At 60.9% G+C, this 20,181-nt stretch carries 18 protein-coding genes; 8 read left to right on the top strand and 10 right to left on the bottom strand.

Annotated features, from left to right (window positions below):
* Window positions 1-14: 14 nt before the first annotated feature.
* Together IEX27_RS03770 and IEX27_RS03765 are read left to right on the top strand one after the other, a co-directional pair.
* Window positions 15-1,100, top strand: a complete 1,086-nt coding sequence (locus IEX27_RS03770; protein WP_188719612.1) for an ABC transporter substrate-binding protein — start codon at window positions 15-17, stop codon at window positions 1,098-1,100.
* Between the two features lie 159 nt (window positions 1,101-1,259).
* Window positions 1,260-1,901 carry a flavin reductase family protein gene (locus IEX27_RS03765; RefSeq protein ID WP_188719611.1) on the top strand — a complete coding sequence of 214 codons (642 nt, stop codon included), beginning with the start codon at window positions 1,260-1,262 and terminating at the stop codon, window positions 1,899-1,901.
* Window positions 1,902-1,959: 58 nt separating this feature from the next.
* On the opposite strand, the gene IEX27_RS03760 is transcribed toward IEX27_RS03765, so the two are convergent.
* The 3 genes from IEX27_RS03760 to IEX27_RS03750 all read right to left on the bottom strand — a co-directional run bounded on the left by IEX27_RS03760 (window position 1,960) and on the right by IEX27_RS03750 (window position 4,353).
* Complete coding sequence (locus IEX27_RS03760; RefSeq protein ID WP_188719610.1) at window positions 1,960-2,748, bottom strand: SDR family oxidoreductase; 789 nt, start codon at window positions 2,746-2,748, stop codon at window positions 1,960-1,962.
* A 4-nt stretch (window positions 2,749-2,752) separates the two neighbouring features.
* Window positions 2,753-3,217: a MaoC/PaaZ C-terminal domain-containing protein gene (locus IEX27_RS03755; protein ID WP_188719609.1), complete on the bottom strand. Its 465-nt coding sequence runs from the start codon at window positions 3,215-3,217 to the stop codon at window positions 2,753-2,755.
* 113 nt (window positions 3,218-3,330) lie between these two features.
* Window positions 3,331-4,353: an ABC transporter substrate-binding protein gene (locus tag IEX27_RS03750; protein ID WP_188719608.1), complete on the bottom strand. Its 1,023-nt coding sequence runs from the start codon at window positions 4,351-4,353 to the stop codon at window positions 3,331-3,333.
* 503 nt (window positions 4,354-4,856) lie between these two features.
* Between IEX27_RS03750 and IEX27_RS03745 the strand changes: the two genes are divergently transcribed.
* Both IEX27_RS03745 and IEX27_RS03740 read left to right on the top strand, forming a co-directional pair.
* Window positions 4,857-6,503, top strand: coding sequence for a thiamine pyrophosphate-binding protein (locus IEX27_RS03745; RefSeq protein ID WP_188719607.1), 1,647 nt, complete (start codon window positions 4,857-4,859; stop codon window positions 6,501-6,503).
* Window positions 6,504-6,564: 61 nt separating this feature from the next.
* Window positions 6,565-7,413: a fumarylacetoacetate hydrolase family protein gene (locus IEX27_RS03740; RefSeq protein ID WP_188719606.1), complete on the top strand. Its 849-nt coding sequence runs from the start codon at window positions 6,565-6,567 to the stop codon at window positions 7,411-7,413.
* Between the two features lie 140 nt (window positions 7,414-7,553).
* Here IEX27_RS03740 and IEX27_RS03735 read toward each other — a convergent pair whose 3' ends face one another.
* The 6 genes from IEX27_RS03735 to IEX27_RS03710 all read right to left on the bottom strand — a co-directional run bounded on the left by IEX27_RS03735 (window position 7,554) and on the right by IEX27_RS03710 (window position 14,369).
* Window positions 7,554-9,026, bottom strand: coding sequence for an NAD-dependent succinate-semialdehyde dehydrogenase (locus IEX27_RS03735; RefSeq protein ID WP_210315496.1), 1,473 nt, complete (start codon window positions 9,024-9,026; stop codon window positions 7,554-7,556).
* A gap of 90 nt (window positions 9,027-9,116) precedes the next feature.
* Complete coding sequence (locus IEX27_RS03730) at window positions 9,117-9,626, bottom strand: cupin domain-containing protein (RefSeq protein ID WP_188719605.1); 510 nt, start codon at window positions 9,624-9,626, stop codon at window positions 9,117-9,119.
* A 27-nt stretch (window positions 9,627-9,653) separates the two neighbouring features.
* Window positions 9,654-10,133: a (2Fe-2S)-binding protein gene (locus IEX27_RS03725; RefSeq protein WP_188719604.1), complete on the bottom strand. Its 480-nt coding sequence runs from the start codon at window positions 10,131-10,133 to the stop codon at window positions 9,654-9,656.
* The gene (locus tag IEX27_RS03720; protein WP_188719603.1) at window positions 10,130-11,005 is read right to left on the bottom strand and encodes an FAD binding domain-containing protein; all 876 of its coding nucleotides are present in this window, start codon (window positions 11,003-11,005) and stop codon (window positions 10,130-10,132) included. Before IEX27_RS03720 ends, IEX27_RS03725 begins: the two co-directional genes overlap by 4 nt.
* On the bottom strand, window positions 11,002-13,320 hold the full coding sequence (locus tag IEX27_RS03715) for a xanthine dehydrogenase family protein molybdopterin-binding subunit (protein WP_188719602.1): 2,319 nt from the start codon (window positions 13,318-13,320) through the stop codon (window positions 11,002-11,004). Before IEX27_RS03715 ends, IEX27_RS03720 begins: the two co-directional genes overlap by 4 nt.
* Window positions 13,321-13,325: 5 nt before the next feature.
* Complete coding sequence (locus IEX27_RS03710) at window positions 13,326-14,369, bottom strand: 2,5-dihydroxypyridine 5,6-dioxygenase NicX family protein (protein ID WP_188719601.1); 1,044 nt, start codon at window positions 14,367-14,369, stop codon at window positions 13,326-13,328.
* Window positions 14,370-14,508: 139 nt separating this feature from the next.
* Between IEX27_RS03710 and IEX27_RS03705 the strand changes: the two genes are divergently transcribed.
* The 3 genes from IEX27_RS03705 to IEX27_RS03695 all read left to right on the top strand — a co-directional run bounded on the left by IEX27_RS03705 (window position 14,509) and on the right by IEX27_RS03695 (window position 17,878).
* Entirely contained in the window at window positions 14,509-15,450 is a 942-nt protein-coding gene (locus IEX27_RS03705) for a LysR family transcriptional regulator (protein ID WP_188719600.1), read from the top strand.
* A gap of 183 nt (window positions 15,451-15,633) precedes the next feature.
* Complete coding sequence (locus IEX27_RS03700; protein ID WP_188719599.1) at window positions 15,634-17,232, top strand: GMC family oxidoreductase; 1,599 nt, start codon at window positions 15,634-15,636, stop codon at window positions 17,230-17,232.
* A 31-nt stretch (window positions 17,233-17,263) separates the two neighbouring features.
* Entirely contained in the window at window positions 17,264-17,878 is a 615-nt protein-coding gene (locus IEX27_RS03695) for a flavin reductase family protein (protein ID WP_188719598.1), read from the top strand.
* Between the two features lie 113 nt (window positions 17,879-17,991).
* Here the strand turns inward: IEX27_RS03695 and IEX27_RS03690 are convergent, their stop codons facing one another.
* On the bottom strand, window positions 17,992-19,251 hold the full coding sequence (locus IEX27_RS03690; RefSeq protein WP_188719597.1) for an amidase: 1,260 nt from the start codon (window positions 19,249-19,251) through the stop codon (window positions 17,992-17,994).
* Between the two features lie 263 nt (window positions 19,252-19,514).
* On the opposite strand from IEX27_RS03690, the gene IEX27_RS03685 reads away from it, so the two are divergent.
* A complete protein-coding gene (locus IEX27_RS03685; protein WP_188719596.1) occupies window positions 19,515-19,976 on the top strand; it encodes an SRPBCC family protein in 462 nt (153 codons plus the stop codon).
* Window positions 19,977-20,181: the final 205 nt, after the last annotated feature.

Raw genomic sequence — 20,181 nt, 5'->3', positions numbered from 1 at the left:
ATGGGAGCACATCAATGACAAAAGTATTCAGCCGCAGAAGCCTGATGGCAGCGACTGTTCTGGGTATCGCCGGCTTCAGCCTCGCGCCTGCAATGGCAGAGGATGCAGCTGAGGTCCTCAAGGGCTCGGGTTCGCTGGTCGTTTCGACCTGGGGCGGCACCTACGTGGAAGCGCAGACCAAGGCCTTCTTCCAGCCCTTCACGGAGGCAACTGGCATCGAGGTCATCACGACCGGCACGCCGGACGCTGCAAAGCTGAAGCTGATGGAGCAGAGCGGCAACGTTGAGTGGGACCTGCTCGACGCCGAAGGCCAGATGATGCTCCTGGCTGCCAAGGACGACCTGATCCAGAAGGTTGATTACGACCTGGTTCACAAGATCGCTCCGGCCGAAGATCTGCTGACCGAAACGCTGCACGAGTACGGCTTCCCGTCCGTGTCCTTCGGCTGGGTACTGGCATGGAACACCGAAAAGTACGCTGGCGATGCAGCGCCGCACACCTGGGTTGATTTCTGGAACGTCGAGAAGTTCCCGGGCCGCCGCGCACTCTACGCAAACCCGCGTCCGCTGCTCGAGATCGCTCTGCTGGCTGACGGTGTCGAGCGCGACAAGCTCTACCCGCTGGACGTCGACCGCGCATTCAAGAAGCTCGACGAAATCAAGCCGCACATCGACATCTGGGTCGAGAACACCGGCCAGTACGACGTTCTGATGCAGAACAACGAAGTCGACATCATGCTCGGCAGCCATGGCCGTTCCACGATCGCCAAGGAAAAGGGCCTGTCCTACGACTACACGATGAACGACGGCATGTGGCAGCAGAGCTTCTGGATCGTTCCGAAGCACGCGCCGAACGCCGAAAACGCGATGAAGCTCATCGCATGGATGGCGCAGCCGGAGAACGAAGCCGAGTTCGTCAAGATGTACCCCTACGGTATGCCGAACAAGAAGGCTTACGACCTGATGTCCGACGAGACGAAGGCCAAGCTGCCGACCGCTCCGGAAAACCTGGCTGTTCAGGCTCAGATCGATCCGGTCTGGTGGACGGAGAACCTCGAAGAGGTGAACCGCCGCTGGCTCGAGTGGTACTCCAAGCGCTAAGCCTGAAGGGGTTTTGCGGTGGGGTTGGATACGGTGGCCGTTACCAGCCCCGCAGACCTTATGAGAGATCGGGCCTTGTGCCCGATCTTTTTTGTTTGTGATTGATTCAGGCGCGGTGGATCGCTTTCACTGCGCCATATCTGGTGGGGTACAAGAACGATGAGCGGTGAAACCGCCCCCGTATTTTTCGATTTCGCGGCCCTGTCGCGGCACAACTGCCACAAGCTGATGACGTCTACCGTCTTGCCCCGGCCGATCGCCTGGGTGACGACGCTTAACGAAGATGGCTCCGTCAACGTCGGGCCTTTCTCCTTCTTCAACGTGGCCGCAGAAGAGCCGCCGCTGGTCTCGATCGCCATTGGCAGCGGTGAACGGTTCAAGGGTGACCTGAAGGACACGGGCGTCAACATTCGGCGCAACGGCGAGTTCGTGGTCAATCTGGTTGGCTTCGCCAACGCGCAGGCCATGACGAGAACTGCGGTGAACTTCGCGAGCGGCGTGAGCGAGGTCCCATTTGCGGAGATCGACACCGTGCCGTCAGCAAAGCTCCGTACGCCGCGCATTCGCCAAAGCCCGGCTGCGCTCGAATGCGAGCTGTTCCGCGAGATCGATCTGGGCGACGGCCAGTCGCTTGTGCTGGGGAAAGTTATTGGCGTTCACATCGCCCAAGAGGCGGTTCTGGATGCAGACAAGTGCTACATCGACGCGCCGAAACTCGACCTCATTGCTCGCATGCACGGCGACGGATGGTACACGCGCATGACGGACTGGTTCCAATGCAGGACGCCTAAGCACCCTTGAGGTGACCGAAACAAATAGAGCGGCACAAGGCCGCTCTATTGTAGATATTTCTCTGCTTTTAAAAGCAGCTTTGATAGGCGCCGCCGTCTACCACGATGTTCTGGCCAACGATGTAGCCGGCATGGTTGGAGCACAGGAAGGCGCAGAGGCGGCCGAACTCGTCCGGATCGCCGAAGCGGCCAGCCGGAATACCCGTTAGTCGCTGCTTCTCGACCTCGCTGACTTCCTTCTGCTGGTTACGCGCGGCAACAGACATGCTTTCCGTCATGCGATTGGTGGCAAAGATGCCCGGCAGCATCTGGTTGATGGTCACGTTGTGCTGCGCCACGCTGCGCGCCACACCGGCGAGGAAGGCGGTAAGTCCGGCACGTGCGCCGGAAGACAGATCGAGGCCGGCTACCGGCGAATAGACCGTCGCCGACGTGATGTTCACGATGCGCCCGAACTTGCGCTCCACCATGCCGTCGATTACGGCCTTGATGAGCTCGATCGGCGTGATCATGTTCTGCTCGAGCCCGTGAGCGATATCGGCGCGGTCAAGCTCGCGGAAATCGCGGTAGGCTGGGCCACCGTTGTTGTTGACAAGGATGTCAGGGGCAGGACAGGCGGCGAGCAACGCCTGCTGACCCTCCGGGGTCGATACATCGGCGACGACCGGCGTGACCGTCACGCCGGCACGGTCACGGATGTCCCGCGCAGTGGCTTCAAGCGCCTCATGATCGCGCCCGTTGATCACCACATTTGCCCCGGCTTCAGCGAGCGCAATGGCGCAGGCACGGCCGAGACCCTTGCTGGATGCGCAGACGATTGCGTTGCGTCCTTCGAGACCGAGATCGAGACCCTTCATGCGTTTAGGCTCCACGTTTCCACATTGATTTGGCGATGCCCTGCTGCAGTAGCACACCATCCTGGTTGATCATACGCACCAGGCGGGACACGACGTAGTCACGACCGTTTTCCTGCAGCTCAATGGCATAGACTTCAACTTCCAGATGGAATGTGTCACCGGAAACCAGCGGCTTCAGGTACTCCCACTTCTCCACACCCATGGCGCGCACGAATTCGTCCGCTCCTTCGAGGACGGAGGCTTCGAGGTGGCTGCCCAGTGAAACGGCGATGCCGAACGAGCCCTGCGCGCGGACTGCACCAAGGCCGGCCTTCTGCATGAAATCGCGGTCGCAATGGAACGGATGCCAACCCCCAGTCAGCATCATGTAGAACGTGATGTCGGTGTCGGTGATCGTGCGGCCGTAGGTGCGCGACACCTGGCCGACCTTGATCGTGTCATACGTAAACGGAAAGGGGATCGGGTTCATTCTGTCACTCCCGCAATGAACGTGAGGCGATGCCGCCTGTCGAGGAGACTGTTGTTTGCATGGGCAAAGGGAGAAGCGTGAACCGCTTCTCCCTTCAAACTGCGCCGGACGGCTTAGCCCTTGACTGCTTCGTCGAAGAACTCGTTGGTGTAGAGCTCTTCGACGTTCTTGACCTCGATGATCCCTGCCTTGGTCACCAGCTCGGCAGAAAGCGCAATGGCCTCCGGCACGTTGCGCATGATGTTCTCGACGCCGTTGACAATGGCGAGATCGTTATACGCTTTCAGCGACGCGATGCGGAAATCGCGGTCTTCGTTTGCAACGATGTCAAACTTGGCCGTGATTCGATCCAGGATCATACCCTGGTCCGAGCTGTTCACTTCGATAGCGGAATTACGCATCGCACGGATGAACTTGACGACGGTATCACGGTTTGCATCCGCAAACTTGCGGGTCATCAGCAGAACGCCGCCCGGTACTGGAGCGAACTTCGACGCTGGCCAGATTTCGACCGGTTCGTTGTCACGCTCCAGCAGGATGCAGGTCTCGATGGTCGCGAGATAGGCATCGACGCGGCCCAGCTTGAGCACTTCGACGTTGCCCGCGTTCGAACCGATAGCCTGACGCTCGACGGAATCGAACGGAACGTTTGCGCCCGCCAACATCAGGTTCAGAACGTTCTCCATGCCGCCGCCAAGTGCAGCAAGACCGACTCGCTTACCCTTGAAGTCTTCCGGCTTCATGATCGGATCGCCCTTGCGGCTAACGACCATGAATACACCGTGGTGCAGGCTGGTGCCGGCGGAGATGACCGGTTCGCTCTGCATCGCAGCAGCGCGGAACACGTCCATCAGACCCACGCGACCGGTGAAGGCCGAACCGGTGATTACCTGCTGCACAGCAGGCGTCGTGCCGCGGATCGTGCCGATCTCGACATCAATGCCTTCCTTGGCAAGGTGGCCGCCAACGATGGCGTTCAGTTCGTGAACATATTCAAGAGCCATGTCGTATGGCTCCATGAACACGAGTTTGCCGGGAGCCTGGGCAAAGACCGGCATCGAGCCGAACATGAACCCGGCGCTTCCCGCCACCATTCCCTGAAGCAGGTTTCTACGCGTAATGCTGTTATTGATCATCTCGACATCCTCCTCATCGGTGTTCGATTTCCCAATGAGGCCAATGTTTCCGATGGCCGGTGATCTGCGCCATAACTGTTGTTGGTAGGGTCTTTACCTATTGGAATGGCTGGCTGTTTTTTGCGCAGACAGCACCTAAAGTTATAGCAGCCTGGCCAGCTCAAAGGGCCCGATCAGGCGGTTCATGGCGCACCCTTTTCCGCAAAAACATCAGTTATAACAAAGAGCTGGTGCTATAAGGGCTGACTCAGGCGACCCCTGCGTTCTCAGTGCGTCGCCCTATCACGAAACCACAGCGAAGCGCTTCATCACGAAAGGTAATAGCGCGAACCAACTCGATTATGGATGCGACAAAGGAAAACGATAAGGTCGGCTGGAAGGAGGCTGCCGGCCAATCAGCGCGCCCGCAGCTGTCACAACCAAAAAGCAATCAGAGCGACCAGTCTCGGTGAGACAGGAGCAAGCAATGCTCTGAATTGCGCACAGCATAGGGGTTATTGGAGATGGCTGAAGCCACTGAAAAGGCGGTATGTGAACTTTTGGCCGACAGCCTTGTCGCGCATGGCGTGAGCCATCTCTACGGTCTCGTCGGCGACGCCAACCTGTTCATGGTGGATGCCTACATCCGCGCCGGCAAGGGCCGCTACGTTGCCTGCAACCACGAAGCTTCGTCCGTCCTGGCTGCGATCGGTTACGCTCAGGTGAGCGGCAACATCGGTGTTGCCACCGTCACCCATGGCCCGGCTCTGACCAACATCATCACCCCGCTGGTTGAAGGTGTGAAGGGCTGCATCCCGCTCGTCGTTCTCGTTGGCGATACGCCTCCCCATGACCTTGAGCACCTGCAGACGGTTGACCAGCGCGAGCTGATCAAGGCAACCGGCGCAGGTTTCGTCGAGATGCGCAATCCGGGCACCGCGATGGAAGACCTCGCCCGCGCGTTCCGCCTGGCTGCCGTCGAGCGCAAGCCGGTCGTCTTCAACATGCGCGTCGACCTGATGTGGGAAAAGGCTCCGGCCGAGAAGCCGCCGGTCCGTCAGGCCGTTTCTATCCGCGCAGTAGCCCCAGAAGGCGAGATGTTCGATGAAGCGCTCGGCATGATCGCTTCGGCAAAGCGCCCGCTGGTTCTGGCTGGCCGTGGCGCCATCGAGCCGGAAGCCAAGGCAGCTATTCTTGATCTTGCTCGCCGCCTCGAAGCTCCGGTTGCCACGACACTCAAGGCTTCCGGCCTGTTCCACGGCGAGCCATTCAACCTCGGCGTTTTCGGTACCCTCAGCAACCCGGTTGGCGCCGATACGATCATGCAGTCGGACGTCATCATCGCTTTCGGTGCAAGCCTCAGCTGGCTGACGACGGTTTCCGGCGCTTACATCAAGGGCAAGCGCATCGTTCAGATCGTTGGCGACATGCAGGAGAATGCCCGCCGCACCGAGCCGGGCCTTGTGTTCGTAGGCGATCCGGCACTGACCGCCCGCCGCATCATTGAGGTTCTGGACGAGGCCGAGATCCCGGGATCGCAGGCCACCGACGAGAACCTGCGCAAGCGTCTCGAGGCTCAGGCTGAAGAGTTCGCCACCCTGCCGACCCTCCCGGAAACGACCCCGGGCACGGTTGACCTGCTCGCAACGCTGCGTCACCTCGAAACGGCTGTGCCGAAGGATCGCGTGCTCGTCACCGACCTTGGTCGCTTCATCCACACCACGTGGAAGGTGTTCACCACCACCGAGCCGCACAACTTCGTCTACAGCGCGCACTATGCCTCCATCGGCCTTGGCATGGGCGAAGCGATCGGTGCAGCCATTGCTGGTTCGGATCGTACGACCCTGCTGGTCGCCGGCGACGGTGGCTTCATGATGGGCGGCCTGACCGAGCTCAGCACGGCGATCCGCGAGAACCTGGATCTCATCATCATCGTCTGCAACGACGGCAGTTACGGTGCCGAGCACATCCAGTTCCTGCGCAAGTCGATGGATCCGACGACCTCGCTGCTCTTCACGCCGGACTTTGCGGCTGTTGCCCGCTCCATGGGCGCAACCGGCATCCAGATACGCGACAACAGCGAAGTGCCTGTGGCGATCGAAGCCATCAAGCACCGTCAGGGACCGGTCCTGATCGAACTCGTCCTCGATCCGTACAAGATCGACAGCTGATCGATTGATGCAGCGCTTCTCGGCGGAGTGGCGCTGCAATGCATTCCTAGGAGGGGATTTCATGAAATTTGTGCGGTTCGGCGCGGCCGGACAGGAAAAGCCCGGCGTTATTGATGCCAATGGTCGCGTCCGCGATCTTTCCGGCCACATCACGGACATCAGCGGCGAGACGCTGGCTTCTGCGGCTTTCAAAGCTCTTCGTGAACTCGATATCGACACGCTCCCTGATGCAGGTTCCGCGGATGAACTCCGCCTTGGCCCCTGCGTCACCGGCATGAACAAGATCATCTGCTGCGGCCTCAATGAGAAGTCTCACGCAGAAGAGATGAACGTCCGGATGCACAAGGAGCCGTCCGTCTTCTTCAAGCCGCTGAGCGCGTTGAGCGGCCCCTATGACCCGATCGTCTACCCGAAGGTCGGCCAGCAACTTGATTGGGAAGCTGAGCTTGCGATCGTGGTCGGCACAGAGTGCAAGTACGTTGATCCGTCAGAAGCTCGCAGCAAGATGGCTGGCTTCTGCGTTTTCAACGATCTGACCGACCGCTACTGGCAGATCGAGCGCGGCATGGGTCAGGCGCTCGCCGGCAAGTGGTTCGACACTTTTGCACCGGTTGGACCCTGGCTTGTCACGCCTGACGAAGTGGGCGATCCGAGCGCGCTTCAGATCCGCACCTGGGTCAACGACCGCAAGGTGCAGGACTTCCCGTCCAGCGATTACATCTTCGACGCCGACCGGATCCTGGCGCACTGCAGCCAGTTCTTCACGCTCTATCCCGGCGATATCATTGCCATGGGCTCCGGCCCCGGCAACGGCATCTATCTGGGGCAGTACCTGAACCCGGGCGACACGATCCGCGTCGAGATCGAAGGTCTCGGCCAGCAGAAGAACCTCGTGGTAGCTGAGCAGTAATTCAGCTCCTCATTGCGAACAAAGACGCGGCGGTCTCGATGAGGCCGCCGCTTTTTTTTTCCGGACACCAGCGCCCCAAAAGAAAACGCCACCGCGAGCGGATCGCGGTGGCGTAAATGCTGGCAAACTTACGGTAAGTCTTACGACTTGACGCGCATGGCGATCAGCTTGGTCTCAAGATATTCATCGAGGCCCTCACGTCCGCCTTCACGGCCGAGGCCGCTTTCCTTGACGCCACCGAACGGCGCTTCGGCAGCACCGATGCGGATCTCGTTGACGCCGACCATGCCGGTCTCGAGGCGCTCTGCAACGCGGATGGCGCGGTCCATGTTCTCCGTGAAGATATAAGCCGACAGGCCGTACTCCACGTTGTTGGCGACGTGCAGAACCTCTTCTTCCGAGCTGAAGCGGTAGAGAGCTGCAACTGGTCCGAAGATTTCTTCGCGGCAAAGGCGGGCATTGGCCGGAACGTCGGTCAGCACGGTCGGTGCGTAGAAGGAGCCGTTCTCATAGGCCTGACCCTGCATGCGGCTGCCGCCGGCGCGAACCTTGGCGCCGCACTGGATGGCGTCGGCAACCAGCTCTTCGACTTTCTCGACGGCCTTGAAATCCACCAGCGGACCCATCTGGATACCAGCTTGGGTGCCGTCGCCGACCTGCATGGCAGTCGCAAGCTGCTCGAGACGGTCTGCAACTTCGTCGTAGATTGCCTCGTGGACGTACAGGCGGTTCGCACCAATGCAGGCCTGACCCGCATTCAGGTACTTGAGAGCAGCCACGGCGCGGACCGAAGCCTCGATGTCGCAATCCTCGAACAGGATGACCGGAGCGTTGCCGCCCAGCTCCATCGAAACGCGCTTTACGCGTTCGGCAGCACCGCGAAGCAGGAGGCGGCCGATTTCCGTCGAACCGGTGAAGGAGATCTTGCGGACGCGATCGTCGTTCAGGAAAACATTGCCGATTGCGGATGCCTTGCCGGTCACGACGTTGATCACGCCGGCTGGAAGACCAGCCTCAACGAATACCTTGGCAACGCGCAGAGCGATGGCAGAGGTAGCCTCGGCAGGCTTCAGCACCATGGTGCAGCCTGCAGCGAGTGCCGGAGCGGCTTTGCGGAAGATCATCGCGCAGGGCACGTTCCACGGAATGATGGCGCCGCAGACGCCAACGGGCTGACGAACGGTCAGCAAGCGGCGGCCCGGCATTGGATCAGGGATCCAGGAACCATAGGCGCGGCGTGCTTCTTCCGCATACCAGCGCAGGGAATCGATGGAGAGCTGCAGCTCACCCTGTGCTTCAACCTGCGGCTTGCCTTCTTCCTGCGTGATGAGCAGTGCGATCTCGTTGCGCTGCTCTTCAAGCAGGTCGGCTACGCGATGCAGGTGCTTTGCGCGGGCGGCGGCGGTCAGGCCGGACCAGCCCGGGAATGCCTCGACAGCGGCATCCACTGCACGGCGAGCGTCTTCTTCACCACCGAAGGGGATACGGGCGACGATGCTGCCATCGGCCGGATTGGTGGAGACAAAAGTCTCGCCGCCAATGGCCGGATGGAACGCGCCCCCATACATCATCAGAGGCTCAGCTACGCTGCCGTTACTACCATTCTGGCTCATTCTTAGTCCTTTACGGGATGATGTATGGGTGCAATTCCGCAGGAAGGCGGCTCGCTCTTTCCGGCGGAATTGCAACGGATCTGCGGAAAATTACTCCGCAGCGGCTTCCAGTTCGGCCTTCAGCTCTTCAACGGTCATGCCGAGAACGCGAGCTTCGATTTCCATCGGATCGGTGTCGATGCCGTCGCGCAGCGTGTCGACTGCCGTGGAAAGGTCCGGGGTCTCGTCATCGAAGTAGAGGCCAACGGCGTTCTTGCGAACGAGCGGGTCGCAGGCCGGAGCGTGCACTTCGATCAGCGTCACGTCACCGCCGCTGCGGTTCCATGCCCAATGAACGGCGTTGCGCGGGATGCGGCAGAGGTCGCCAGCCTTCATCAGGAAGCCGTCGTTGTTGATGAAGACCCAGACTTCGCCTTCGGTCACGTAGTTGATCTGCTCAGCGTCGTGAATGTGCGGGTGGGAGTGGTAGCCCGGACCGCGGACTGCAATCATCATGTTGCAGTCGTTGCCGTAGACCATCTTGGTGGACATTGCGCCACCACGGGTCTGCAGAACGTTCTGGCCTTCCTTGATGTCATTGATATTAACGCAGATTGGCATCTTTTTTCCCGTTTATGGTGGTTTGAATTATTGCTGAGCCTGCAGTCGCTGGGCGACGGCTTTGGCGGCGTTCACAATTCCCTGGTACCCGGTGCAGCGGCAGAGCTGGCCGGAGATGGCTTCCTTGATCTCTTCCTCCGTAGGGGAGGTGTTGACCGAGAAGAGGTGGTGGAGCGCCATGACCATGCCGGGCGTGCAGAAGCCGCACTGCAGGCCATGGAACTCGCGCAATGCTTCCTGGATGAGCGAAAGCCCCTCATCCGGAGACGCGCCTTCAACGGTGAGGATTTCCGCGCCTTCCGCCTGGACGCCGAGCATCAGGCAGCCGCGGGCGGGCTCTCCGTTGACGATGATGGTACAGGCGCCGCAGACGCCATGCTCGCAGCCGAGATGCGTGCCGGTGAGGCCGAGCTGGCCGCGCAGGACATCGGCGAGGGTCTGGCGGGGTTCAACTTCCACCGAGACTTTCTTGCCGTTGACGGTGAACGATACCTGGTGGAGCGTCATTTCTGCATTCCTTCCGCCCGCTTGAACGCCTGGAGCAGAGCGCGTTCGGCCATGACAGGACCAATCTTGCGGCGGTACTCGAGACTGATATCCTCGTTGTCGAACTCGAACAGTTCGAGGTCCATGAGTTCGAGCGCTTCACGCACCACGGCTTCCGAGAACTTCTGGCCCTTGAGCGCATCCGTGACGGCATCGAAGCGAAGCGGCACGGGAGCAACCGCACCGACGATCAGGTGTGCTTCGGCGCAGGTTCCATCCGCAGCGAGGCTCACGCGGGCAGCTGCCGAAGCCATGGCGAAATCGCCCTTGCGACGCGACAGCTCGACCAGTGCTGCGCCTTCGTTCGGCTTTGCCTGAACGCGGATCTCGGCAAGGATTTCGCCCGGTTCAATGGCGGTGTCGAACGTTCCGAGCGTGAACTCGTCGGCAGGAATGATCCTCTCGCCCTGCTTGCTCTTCAGAACCATGTCGGCCTTGTAGGCAAGCATCACGGCCGGTGTTTCAGCGGCTGGATCGGCGTGCGAGAGGCTGCCTCCAAGTGTGCCACGGGCGCGGGTGGGAGGATGCCCGACGTTTTGCAGCCCGTAATGCAGCAGAGGCAGTTGTTCAAAGACGAGCGAGGATGCCAGGGCATGAGCCTGACGGGTCATCGCTCCGATATGGATGGTCGAACCTTCCTGACGGATGCGCGAAAGCTCGGGGATCCGGTTGAGGTCGATCAGGACTTCCGGGCGGGCAAGACGCAGCGCCAGCATCGGCACCAGGCTCTGTCCGCCTGCGATCACCCGTGCCTCTGAACCTTCGCTTTCGAGAAGATCCAGCGCTTCGTCGAGTGTGCGCGGGGCGAAATATTCAAAAGGTGCCGGCTTCATCTTGTCACCGTCGGTACAGCAGAGAGAACCCGTTCGGGCGTGAACGGCAGGATGTTCAGGCCGGTGTTGGACTTCAGCGCATCAGCAATCGCGTTGCCGATTGCTGCAGCCACACCGGAAGGACCGATCTCGCCCACGCCCTTGACGCCCAGCACGTTGCCTTCAGGCTTCACGTCTTCGAGAACCAGCGTGCTCACCGGCGGCATGTTGTAGACGTTGGGCATCATGTAGTCGGCGAAGGTACCGGTGGTGAGCTGTCCGTCTTCGGAGTAGGTCAGCTCCTCCAGGAACGTGCCGCCCAGACCCTGCGCGACGCCGCCGATCAGCTGACCTTCCACGATCAGCGGATTGAGCTGGCGGCCAACGTCGCAGGCCACGAAGTACTTCTCGACCTTCGTCTCGCCCGTGCGGGGATCGACCAGAACGTCTGCGATATGCACCGCAAATGCCCAGGTGCCGCCCGGAACGCCACGGATGTAGGACGTGACGACGAGACCATCGTGGTCCGGGATGTTCTTGTCGGATGGCGGCTTCAGGAACTCAGGATTGCCCGGCATCAGAATGCGTGCAATCCCGCCAAGCGTGATCAGTGGCTCGTTCTTGCCTGCCTGCCAGACAGCGCCTTCGCGCAGTTCAAGCTCCTCGACAGGAATGTTGAACTTCGCGCTCGCCGTCTTGAGTGCCTTGTCGCGGATTCCGTGCGAGGCATTGTAGAGAGCCTCACCACACAGCACCGCCGTGCGGCTGGCGTAGGTGCCACCACCGAAGGTGATGATGCCCGTGTCGCCATGGCGTACGGCAATCTTCTCGACGGGTACATCAATGATGCTGCTGACGATCTGCGCCAGCACCGTCTCGTGACCCTGGCCCTGGTTGCTGGAGCCGCTGAAGATCGTCACGTTGCCGCGCTGGTCCACTTCGAGGCGAACACCTTCGAAAGCGCCGAGACCCGAAGGCTCGACGAAGGCGCACAGCCCGCGTCCGCGCAGCCAGCCATTTTCCTCGCGTTCGAACGGAGCGTCCCAGCCATAACCGGCAAGCGCCTTCTCGAAGACAGCCGGATAGTCGCCGCTATCAAAGATGGTCGGACGCTTCACGCTTTCCGTGCCGACGTGCCAGGGCATCATCTCGGCCGGGATCAGGTTGCGACGGCGCAACTCTGCCCGCTCCAGGCCCATCTTGTCGGCGAGGCGATCAATGGCGCGCTCGCGGGCGAAGTTTGCCTCGAACATGCCGGGGGCGCGGTAGGTGCCCGTCGGCGTCTTGTTCGTCATGACCGTCTTGGTGTTGATGCGGTAGTTGCGCACCTTGTACGGTCCGGGGAAGCAGGCTGCGGCATGCGACGGAACAACGTCGCCATGGGTGCGGATATATCCGCCCATGTCGGTTACCAGCTTCACGTCGAAGGCGGTGATGATGCCGTTCTCGTCAGCGGCGACGGTCACCACGAAGTCGCTGTCTCGCGAATGGTTGATCGCGCCGAAGTGCTCAACGCGGTCTTCGATCCAGCGCACCGGCTTGCACAGGCGCTTCGCTGCAAAGGGAATGAGGAAGTCTTCCGGGTAGAACTCGCCGCGCGCGCCGAAGCTGCCGCCGACGTCCGGTTCCACCAGGCGGATATCCTGCTCGCTCATGCCGAGCATGCCTGCCAGCATGTTGCGGTTGGTATGGACGACCTTGGTCGCACCATGAACTTCGAGAAGGTTGCGTCCGCGATCGTAAGAGGCAAGCAGACCGCGCGTTTCCATCGGCATTGCCGTGTGACGCTGAACGGAGAAGCTTTCCTGAACGGTATAGGCCGCGCTCTTCAACGCCTCTTCGACGTTGCCGAGGTCAAAGCCCCAGTCGCCCGCCAGATTGCCAGCCTCATGAATTGGCTCGGCATTGGGCTCGATTGCGCGGTAAGGGCTGGTAATTGCGGGAAGCGGATCGAAGTCGATCTCGACGAGTTCCGCGGCATCCTCACAGATGGCGCGGCTCTTCGCGACGATGACTGCAATCGGTTCGCCCACATAGCGCACACGATCCTGAGCGAGAGGATGCTGCAGATAAGGGCTGAGATCGCCATGCGTCGGGATGCGACAGACGATCGGACCCAGATCAGCCGGAACGTCCGCGGCGGTGAAAACCGCCTCGACACCTTCAAGCTTCAACGCCTCACTGGCATCTATGGAGCGGATGATCGCGTGCGGGTAGGGGCTGCGCAGAACGTAGGCTTCCACCATGAAGGGCATGGCGAGATCAGCTACGTAGCGTCCTTCGCCACGCAGGAAGCGAGCGTCCTCTACTCTCGGAATGCGTGCGCCAATGGTCATCTGATTTAAGCCACAGACTGGTCGAGGAACTTGCAGCAGTCGACGATCGGCTCGCCATCCAGCTCAAGGCGGGTCTGGCGGAAGGCCATGTCAATGTGCAGGCGGGAGGCGTTCTGGCCCATCAGGTCGCGGTTCTCACCGATTGCGAGCAGCACGTTGCCGTAGCAGGAGCGCGTCTCGACGCCGCCGGCCTTGTCCCAGTTGCGCATGGAAAGCGTATCCCAGGCGCCACGGTCCTCAACGCCCCAGCCAACGTGCGACAGACGGCGTGCGCCCTCGTCACCACGGTTGACGATGAGGTGCTCAAGCATCACGGCTTCACGGCCACCCTCGAAGCGCTGAGCTATTCCCTTTTCGAAATAGATCTTCAGCGGCTGCGTCACGTAGCGCTCGAACGGGAACAGCACGTCGCCCGGCGAAAGAACGAGAACGCCTTCAACGGTCTCTTCCTCAACGGTGGTGCAGACGAGGCCGGTGCCCCAGTGATCCCAGCGGCCGACGGTGTCAGCCATGCCGTACTGGTTGGAGGCCAGGCGCGAGCCCTTCTGCATGACGAGGTCGGTGCCGTCCTTGGAGGTGAGGTGAACCACCTTGGCATTCTGATAGCGGGCAACACCGCGCTCGGCGCGATCCTTGATCGTCTGGCTCGGCATCAGGCGGAGCAGGATGTCTTCCGGCTCGTGAACGCGCAGGATGCGGGTACCCGTGGCAAGGATAGCCTCGTGGTCGTTGGAATAGAGCATTCCGCCCGTCGTGACGTCGACGACGAAATCCGCCAGCTTCATCAGTTCGATCATCAGCGGCTGCGGGTTTGCGCGGCCAAGCCTGTTGCTGGCATCGGCGTTGATGAGCGGCTGGATGAAGGAGAACGCCTCTGCACCAAGGTCACGCGCGGCAGCGACGAAGGCAGGTGCGTAGACGGGGTTGGAGAAGCTGTCGGCATAGACGACAACCTTCTCACCAGCACGCACGTTCGACTGCTTCAATCCCTCGCGGAAGATGGGGATAATGTCTGCTGCGCTGTCGTGGCTGATGGGCAATCTGATCATGCATTTCCTCCTTTAGCCGGCGCGGAACCGTTTCGCCGCTGCCGTTTAGGGTACCAATAGCGACCATCATGAGTAGGCTTGCAAATGATAGCTATCCAGTTCAGAAGTTGTTTGAGTCATTACCAATGGGAATATTGCGTTGGATCAAAAACAACTGGAGCGATTTGTCGACGTCGTTGAAAGTGGCAGCCTGAGCAGGACCTCAAAAAGGCTCAATGTCTCTCAGCCCGCCCTCAGCAAGAGCCTTAGACTTCTGGAAGAGCAGCTTGGTGTTCGCCTCCTTGATCGCGGCCCGCGCGGCGTGAAGCTGACCATTTTCGGCGAAACCTTCTACCGTCGCGCACGGTCTGTAACCGCAGAACTCCGCCGTGCCAACGACGATCTTGAACATATAAAGGGAAAGCTCACAGGCTCCGTCTCGCTCGGTGTTACACCTGGCCCCGGTATTCTCGATCAGATCATCCCCAAGGCCGTCATGCGCATCGCGTTGAAGCGCCCGGACCTGCGCGTGCGCGTCCGCAGCGGCACGATCTCGGAGCTGCTCGTCGACCTGCATCGCGGTGACCTTGACCTGCTCTTCACGGTTCTGGATGAGCGTACAAAAGGCCCGGACCTCAAGGTTCAGAAGCTCTTTGACGACAATTTCTCGCTGGTAGTGCGGACCGGACACCAACTGCTGCAGCAAAAGGAAATCTCGCTGCAGGATCTGCTGAGCTCCCGCTGGGTCATGCTCGAGGATGCACTCCCGCTATGGGAAAGCGTGTGCAAGCTCGCTGCTCAGGAAGGGATCGAGGTCAAGACCCGTCCGATCGAGAGCAACTCCATGGTGTTCCTGCGCGAAGTTGCCCGCAAGACGGACTTCATCGGCATCATGCCGTCCTATTCGGCCGAGATGAATTCCGCGAACGGCAACCTGCGGCACATTCCGCTGGAGCGCGTTTCTTCACACAATCTGCTGCCGAACCTTGCGCGTCCGCTGGGTCTGGTGCATGCGGTGGAAATCGAGCTGACCGAGGCCACCAAGGCGCTGCTGCGCAGCATCAATACCGTCTGTATCGAGATGAACATGCTGCGGAAGTAGGTGCCGCAGATCATGTCGCATGGCGAAAGTCGGATGTGCGGTGCATAACCGAAGCGAATAGCTATCGACATATCTTACCTACTCATCCCCCAACCGGGATTGTACCCAAGACAGCATGGCTGAGCTCCCAGCACGCCATGCTGGTTGGGCTCTGGCGCCGTTCCATCGTGTCGGAGTATCGCAATGATCAACCAATCCTTCGACTTCATCGTCGTGGGCGCAGGCTCTGCCGGCTGTGCGTTGGCAGCCCGGCTTTCCGAAAATCCCGATCGCTCCGTACTGCTGTTGGAAGCCGGTGGCGGGGACTACAACCCGTTGATCCACGTACCGATCGGCTGGGGCATGCTCATCCGTCTGGGTATGCACAACTGGAATTACCGCAGTGAGCCGATCGCGGCTCTCGGCGGCCGGGTTCTCGATTGCCCGCGCGGCAAGGTGCTGGGCGGAACCTCCTCCATCAACACCATGGCCTATGTGCGCGGCCATCGCGCCGATTTCGACCGCATGGCTGAAGCTGGCCTCGAAGGCTGGGGCTACGAGGACGTGCTGCCCTACTTCCGCAAGCAGGAAGACTGGGAAGGCGGTGCCTCAAAGTATCGTGGCGCAGGCGGACCGATCAGCACGATCACGTCGGACTACGCCGATCCGTTGATGGACGCCTATGCCCAGGCGTCGCAGGATGCAGGCCACGGCTGGACCGACGACTATAACGGCGAGAAGCAGGAAGGCTTCGGCCGCATGCAGCTGACGCTGCGCAAGGGTCGCCGCAACTCGACCTATCGCGGCTACATTCGCCCGGCCATGAAGCGGAAGAACCTGACGGTTCTTACGCGTGCGCTCACTGCACGCGTGCGTCTGGAAAACGGGCGTGCCGCAGGCGTGGAATATGAACATGGCGGCAAGCAGTATTTTGCCGCTGCCCGCAGCGAAGTCATCATCAGCGCTGGCGCGTTCAACTCCCCGCAGCTCCTGATGCTCTCGGGCATCGGCGACCCGGTGGAGCTCGCAAAGCATGGCATAAAGTGCGAAGTCGCGCTCCCCGGCGTCGGCAAGAACATGCACGACCACTACGGCACGTCGATCATCTACAAGCGCAAGAAGCCCGGCCCCTTCCACGCCAACATGCGTGCGGACAAGGCGGCGCTCGGCTTCACCCGCGCCTACCTCACGGGCGAGGGCTTTGCATCCAAGCTGCCGGGCGGCATCACCGCGTTTGTGAAGAGCACGCCGGAGCAGGAAATCCCTGACTTGCAGCTGCTGTTCGTCGGCGCGCCGATGGATGCCCATCCGCACCTCTCGCCCTTCGTAAAACCCTATCAGGATCGCTTCATGACCCGCGTGGTCATGTGCCGTCCGGAAGGCCGTGGTTCCGTCACCCTGCGCTCGGCATCCCATAAGGACGATCCGGTCATCGACGAGGCGGTGCTGAACACCGATTCCGACATCCGGCGCATGCGCGAGGGCGTCAAGCTCTTCCGCGAAGTAGGCCGCCAGTCGGTTCTCGCCGAGCACGCAGAGGAAATCGGACCCGGCGCTGCCGTCAAGACCGATGCCGAGATCGACGCATACATCCGCTCGATCGTTTCGCTCTCCTTCCACCCCTCCGGCACCTGCCGCATGGGCAAGGACGGAGACGCTGGTGACGTGGTCGACAACCAGTGCCGCGTTTACGGCGTGGAAGGTCTTCGCGTCGTCGACGCCTCCATCTTCCCCGCTCCGATCGGCGGCAATATCAACGCCCCGATCATCATGGCCGCTGAAAAGGTGGCTGCTTCGCTCTGAGGCAGTCACGTTTCCGGCGGGGAGGGGCCACATGCTTCAATTTCAGAGCGATACGCTCGATGAGAATCAGCGCTACAAGTTGATCTCGGCCATCGTCACGCCGCGACCCATCGCCTGGGTGACGAGCCTCAATCCTGAAGGCGCGGTCAATCTCGCGCCATTCAGCAGCTATACCTTCATCAGCTATAACCCGGCGAAGGTGCTGTTCAGCGTTGGCCCCGGAGGCGAACAGCTGAAGGATACGGTTGCCAACATCGAAGCGCGTGGCGAATTTACCGTAAATTCCGTCACGCCTGATGTGCTCGCCCCGATGGTGGACAGCGCCTTCGAATACGAGCGCAGTGAGAGCGAGGCCGAGCTGCTGGGGATCAAGCTCGCGCCGTCCTCAACGATCGAGACGCCCCGTGTGGCAGGCGTTGCCGCAGCGATGGAGTGCAGGCTGGACCGGATCATTACGGTTGGCGATCAAGACGACCACCGTCTGATCATCGGCACCGTCACCTGTTTCCACGTAGATTCGGCGGTCTGGGCCAAGGACCGGATTGACCCAGGGCTCTATAACCCGATGGGCCGCATCGGCGGTCCGCTTTATCAGGAACGCGGTGAGATCATCGTTCGCCCTGTCCCGAAAGAACGCGGGCGTTAAGCTCGTCCAAGGCCCAACCGCCTCATGGTGAGCTTGTCGAACCACGCGGCGGTAGATGAGCGGATCTGGAGCCCTCGTGCTTCGACAAGCTCAGCATGAGGGTCTTGGCACCACTACGCAAACTTCCGTGCCACCGGCCTGCGGTGAGACTTGGTGACGAGCAGCTTTTCAACAGCCACGCTAAGGTCGAGATGTGCAAAATCGGCGCCGCGCTTGCCGATAAGCTGGATGCCGAGCGGCATTCCGGCTGCACCGAAGCTGTAGGGCAGGGTAGAGGTGGGAACGCCGAGCAGCGTCCACGCAACGCAGGGTCCGGGATTTCCGGTTCCTTCGCTCATGAGAGGAGCCTCGCCTAGCGCCGGCAATGACAGGATCCCGTCGAACCCTTCCATCTCGGTGGCAAGCAGTTCGATGAGCGCATCGCGCTCCTCAAGCGCCTGCTGATAGGTACCTTCTGGAAGTTCTTCGCCTTTCTGCACCAGCTCCTTGATATGGACGCTGACGAGATCACCATGCTGGTCGATGAGTGGCCGGTAGACCTCGGCAGCCTCGTGGAAGAGGATGGTTTCCGCAAGCGCCTGGCAGCGGTTGAAGGTTTCCGGCAGCTCTGCCTCAAGAACCGAAACACCCTGCGCGCGCAGGAACTCGGCCACCTCAAGCACAACGTCCAGCTGCGCCTGCGATGCGGCTTCCCACCACGGCCCCTTCACGAGGCGCAGGGTCCACGTCTTGCCTTCGGGTGCGGCAATAGTCTCGCCCAGAACGAGACCATGCACCTTGCGGATGAGCTCAATCGTCTGCGCCAGATATCCGGCATGGTCGAGCGTACCAGACAGGGGCTGAACACTTTCTAGCGGCAGAGCGCCATAGCTCGGCTTGAAACCGGCTATACCGCAGAAGGCTGCAGGCCTGATGATCGAACCGAAGGTCTGCGTGCCGAGCGCCAGCGGAACGACACCTGCCGCCACTGCAGCGGCTGAACCGCTGGACGAGCCGCCCGGCGTGCGGTCCGTGCCATACGGATTGACCGTCGCCCCAGCCTGCCGCCATGCAAACTCCGTCGTCACGGTCTTGCCGACGACATAGGCGCCGAGGTCGCAGAGCTTCTCCACAAGCGCGGCCGACTTGGCCGGAACATGCCCCTGGTAGATCGGGGAGCCGTAGGCGGTTTCCAGCTGGGCCGTATCATAGAGATCCTTGACGCCGATCGGCAGCCCGTCGAGCGGAAGCTCCGGCTGCGACCGGAACGGCTCCGGGTTCAGGACGGTGAAGGCCTTCAGGCGCGAATTGGAGCGCGCTGCGGCTTCCCTGCTGTTTGCCACCTGCTCTGAAGCAAGCTGGCCCTCATTGATCTCCCCGGACAGACGGTTCATTTCGCCACAACCTGTTGTTCGTTGGTCAGAATGGGTGATTTCCTCCGCCCACGATCCCACAGCCTGATCGCCGGGACAAATGAAGACAACAGAGCGACATAGCCAAAGGTTATAGCACAAAGCAGGAGCATACTGGTTAGCCGGGCGAGGCGCGGTTAGCTTGCAGGCACCAAACTCACGCCCGACTGGCTCCATCCCATGTCCGAATGGCGCGTAGGCAGCGGACCTGACGGCCCGCAAGTTAACATGTTTTGAGAGGCATCATGGCATTCACGCTCAAGAACGAAGTTGTCCTTGCTGCAAGTCCGGAGCGCGTCTGGGAGGCAATCAACGATCCCGAAATCCTGCGCGCCAGCATCCCCGGCTGCGAGGAACTGGAAAAGACCGGCGAGGGCGCATACACGGCCACCGTCCGCATCAAGATCGGACCCATCTCGGCTCGCTTCAAGGGCGCCGTCAGCTTCACCGACGTTGAAGCTCCGAACTCCTTCCGTCTCGTTGGCGAAGGCCAGGGCGGCATGGCCGGCTTCGCCAAGGGCGGCGCGCGCGTGCAGCTGACGCCGGAAGGCGACAGCACCCGTCTCGCCTATGACGTCGAAGCTGATATCGGCGGCAAGATCGCCCAGCTCGGTTCGCGCCTCATCGACGGCGTTGCCAAGAAGCTGTCGGACAAGTTCTTCACGGACTTCGCCGCTGCGGTGGAATCAGCAGAAGCTGCCGCCTGATCTGGGCATCCGGTAGCTACAGCAGTCTGAAGGGGCCTCGCGGGCCCCTTCAGACTGCTGACAAACCTCTGGCGTTATCCGGAGGTTTTTGATTCACTGGGGCATGTTGAAGAAACCTGCTCCAGTTCAGACGGCGATCGAGATGGTGACGCTCGAGAGCCTTGTTCCAGCAGATCACCTGCTGCGCAAGATCGACGCGGTGATC

It is taken from the genome of Nitratireductor aestuarii (assembly GCF_014641695.1).
In the GTDB taxonomy this organism is placed as follows: domain Bacteria; phylum Pseudomonadota; class Alphaproteobacteria; order Rhizobiales; family Rhizobiaceae; genus Chelativorans; species Chelativorans aestuarii.
This window is presented reverse-complemented; position numbering and strand designations above follow the sequence as displayed.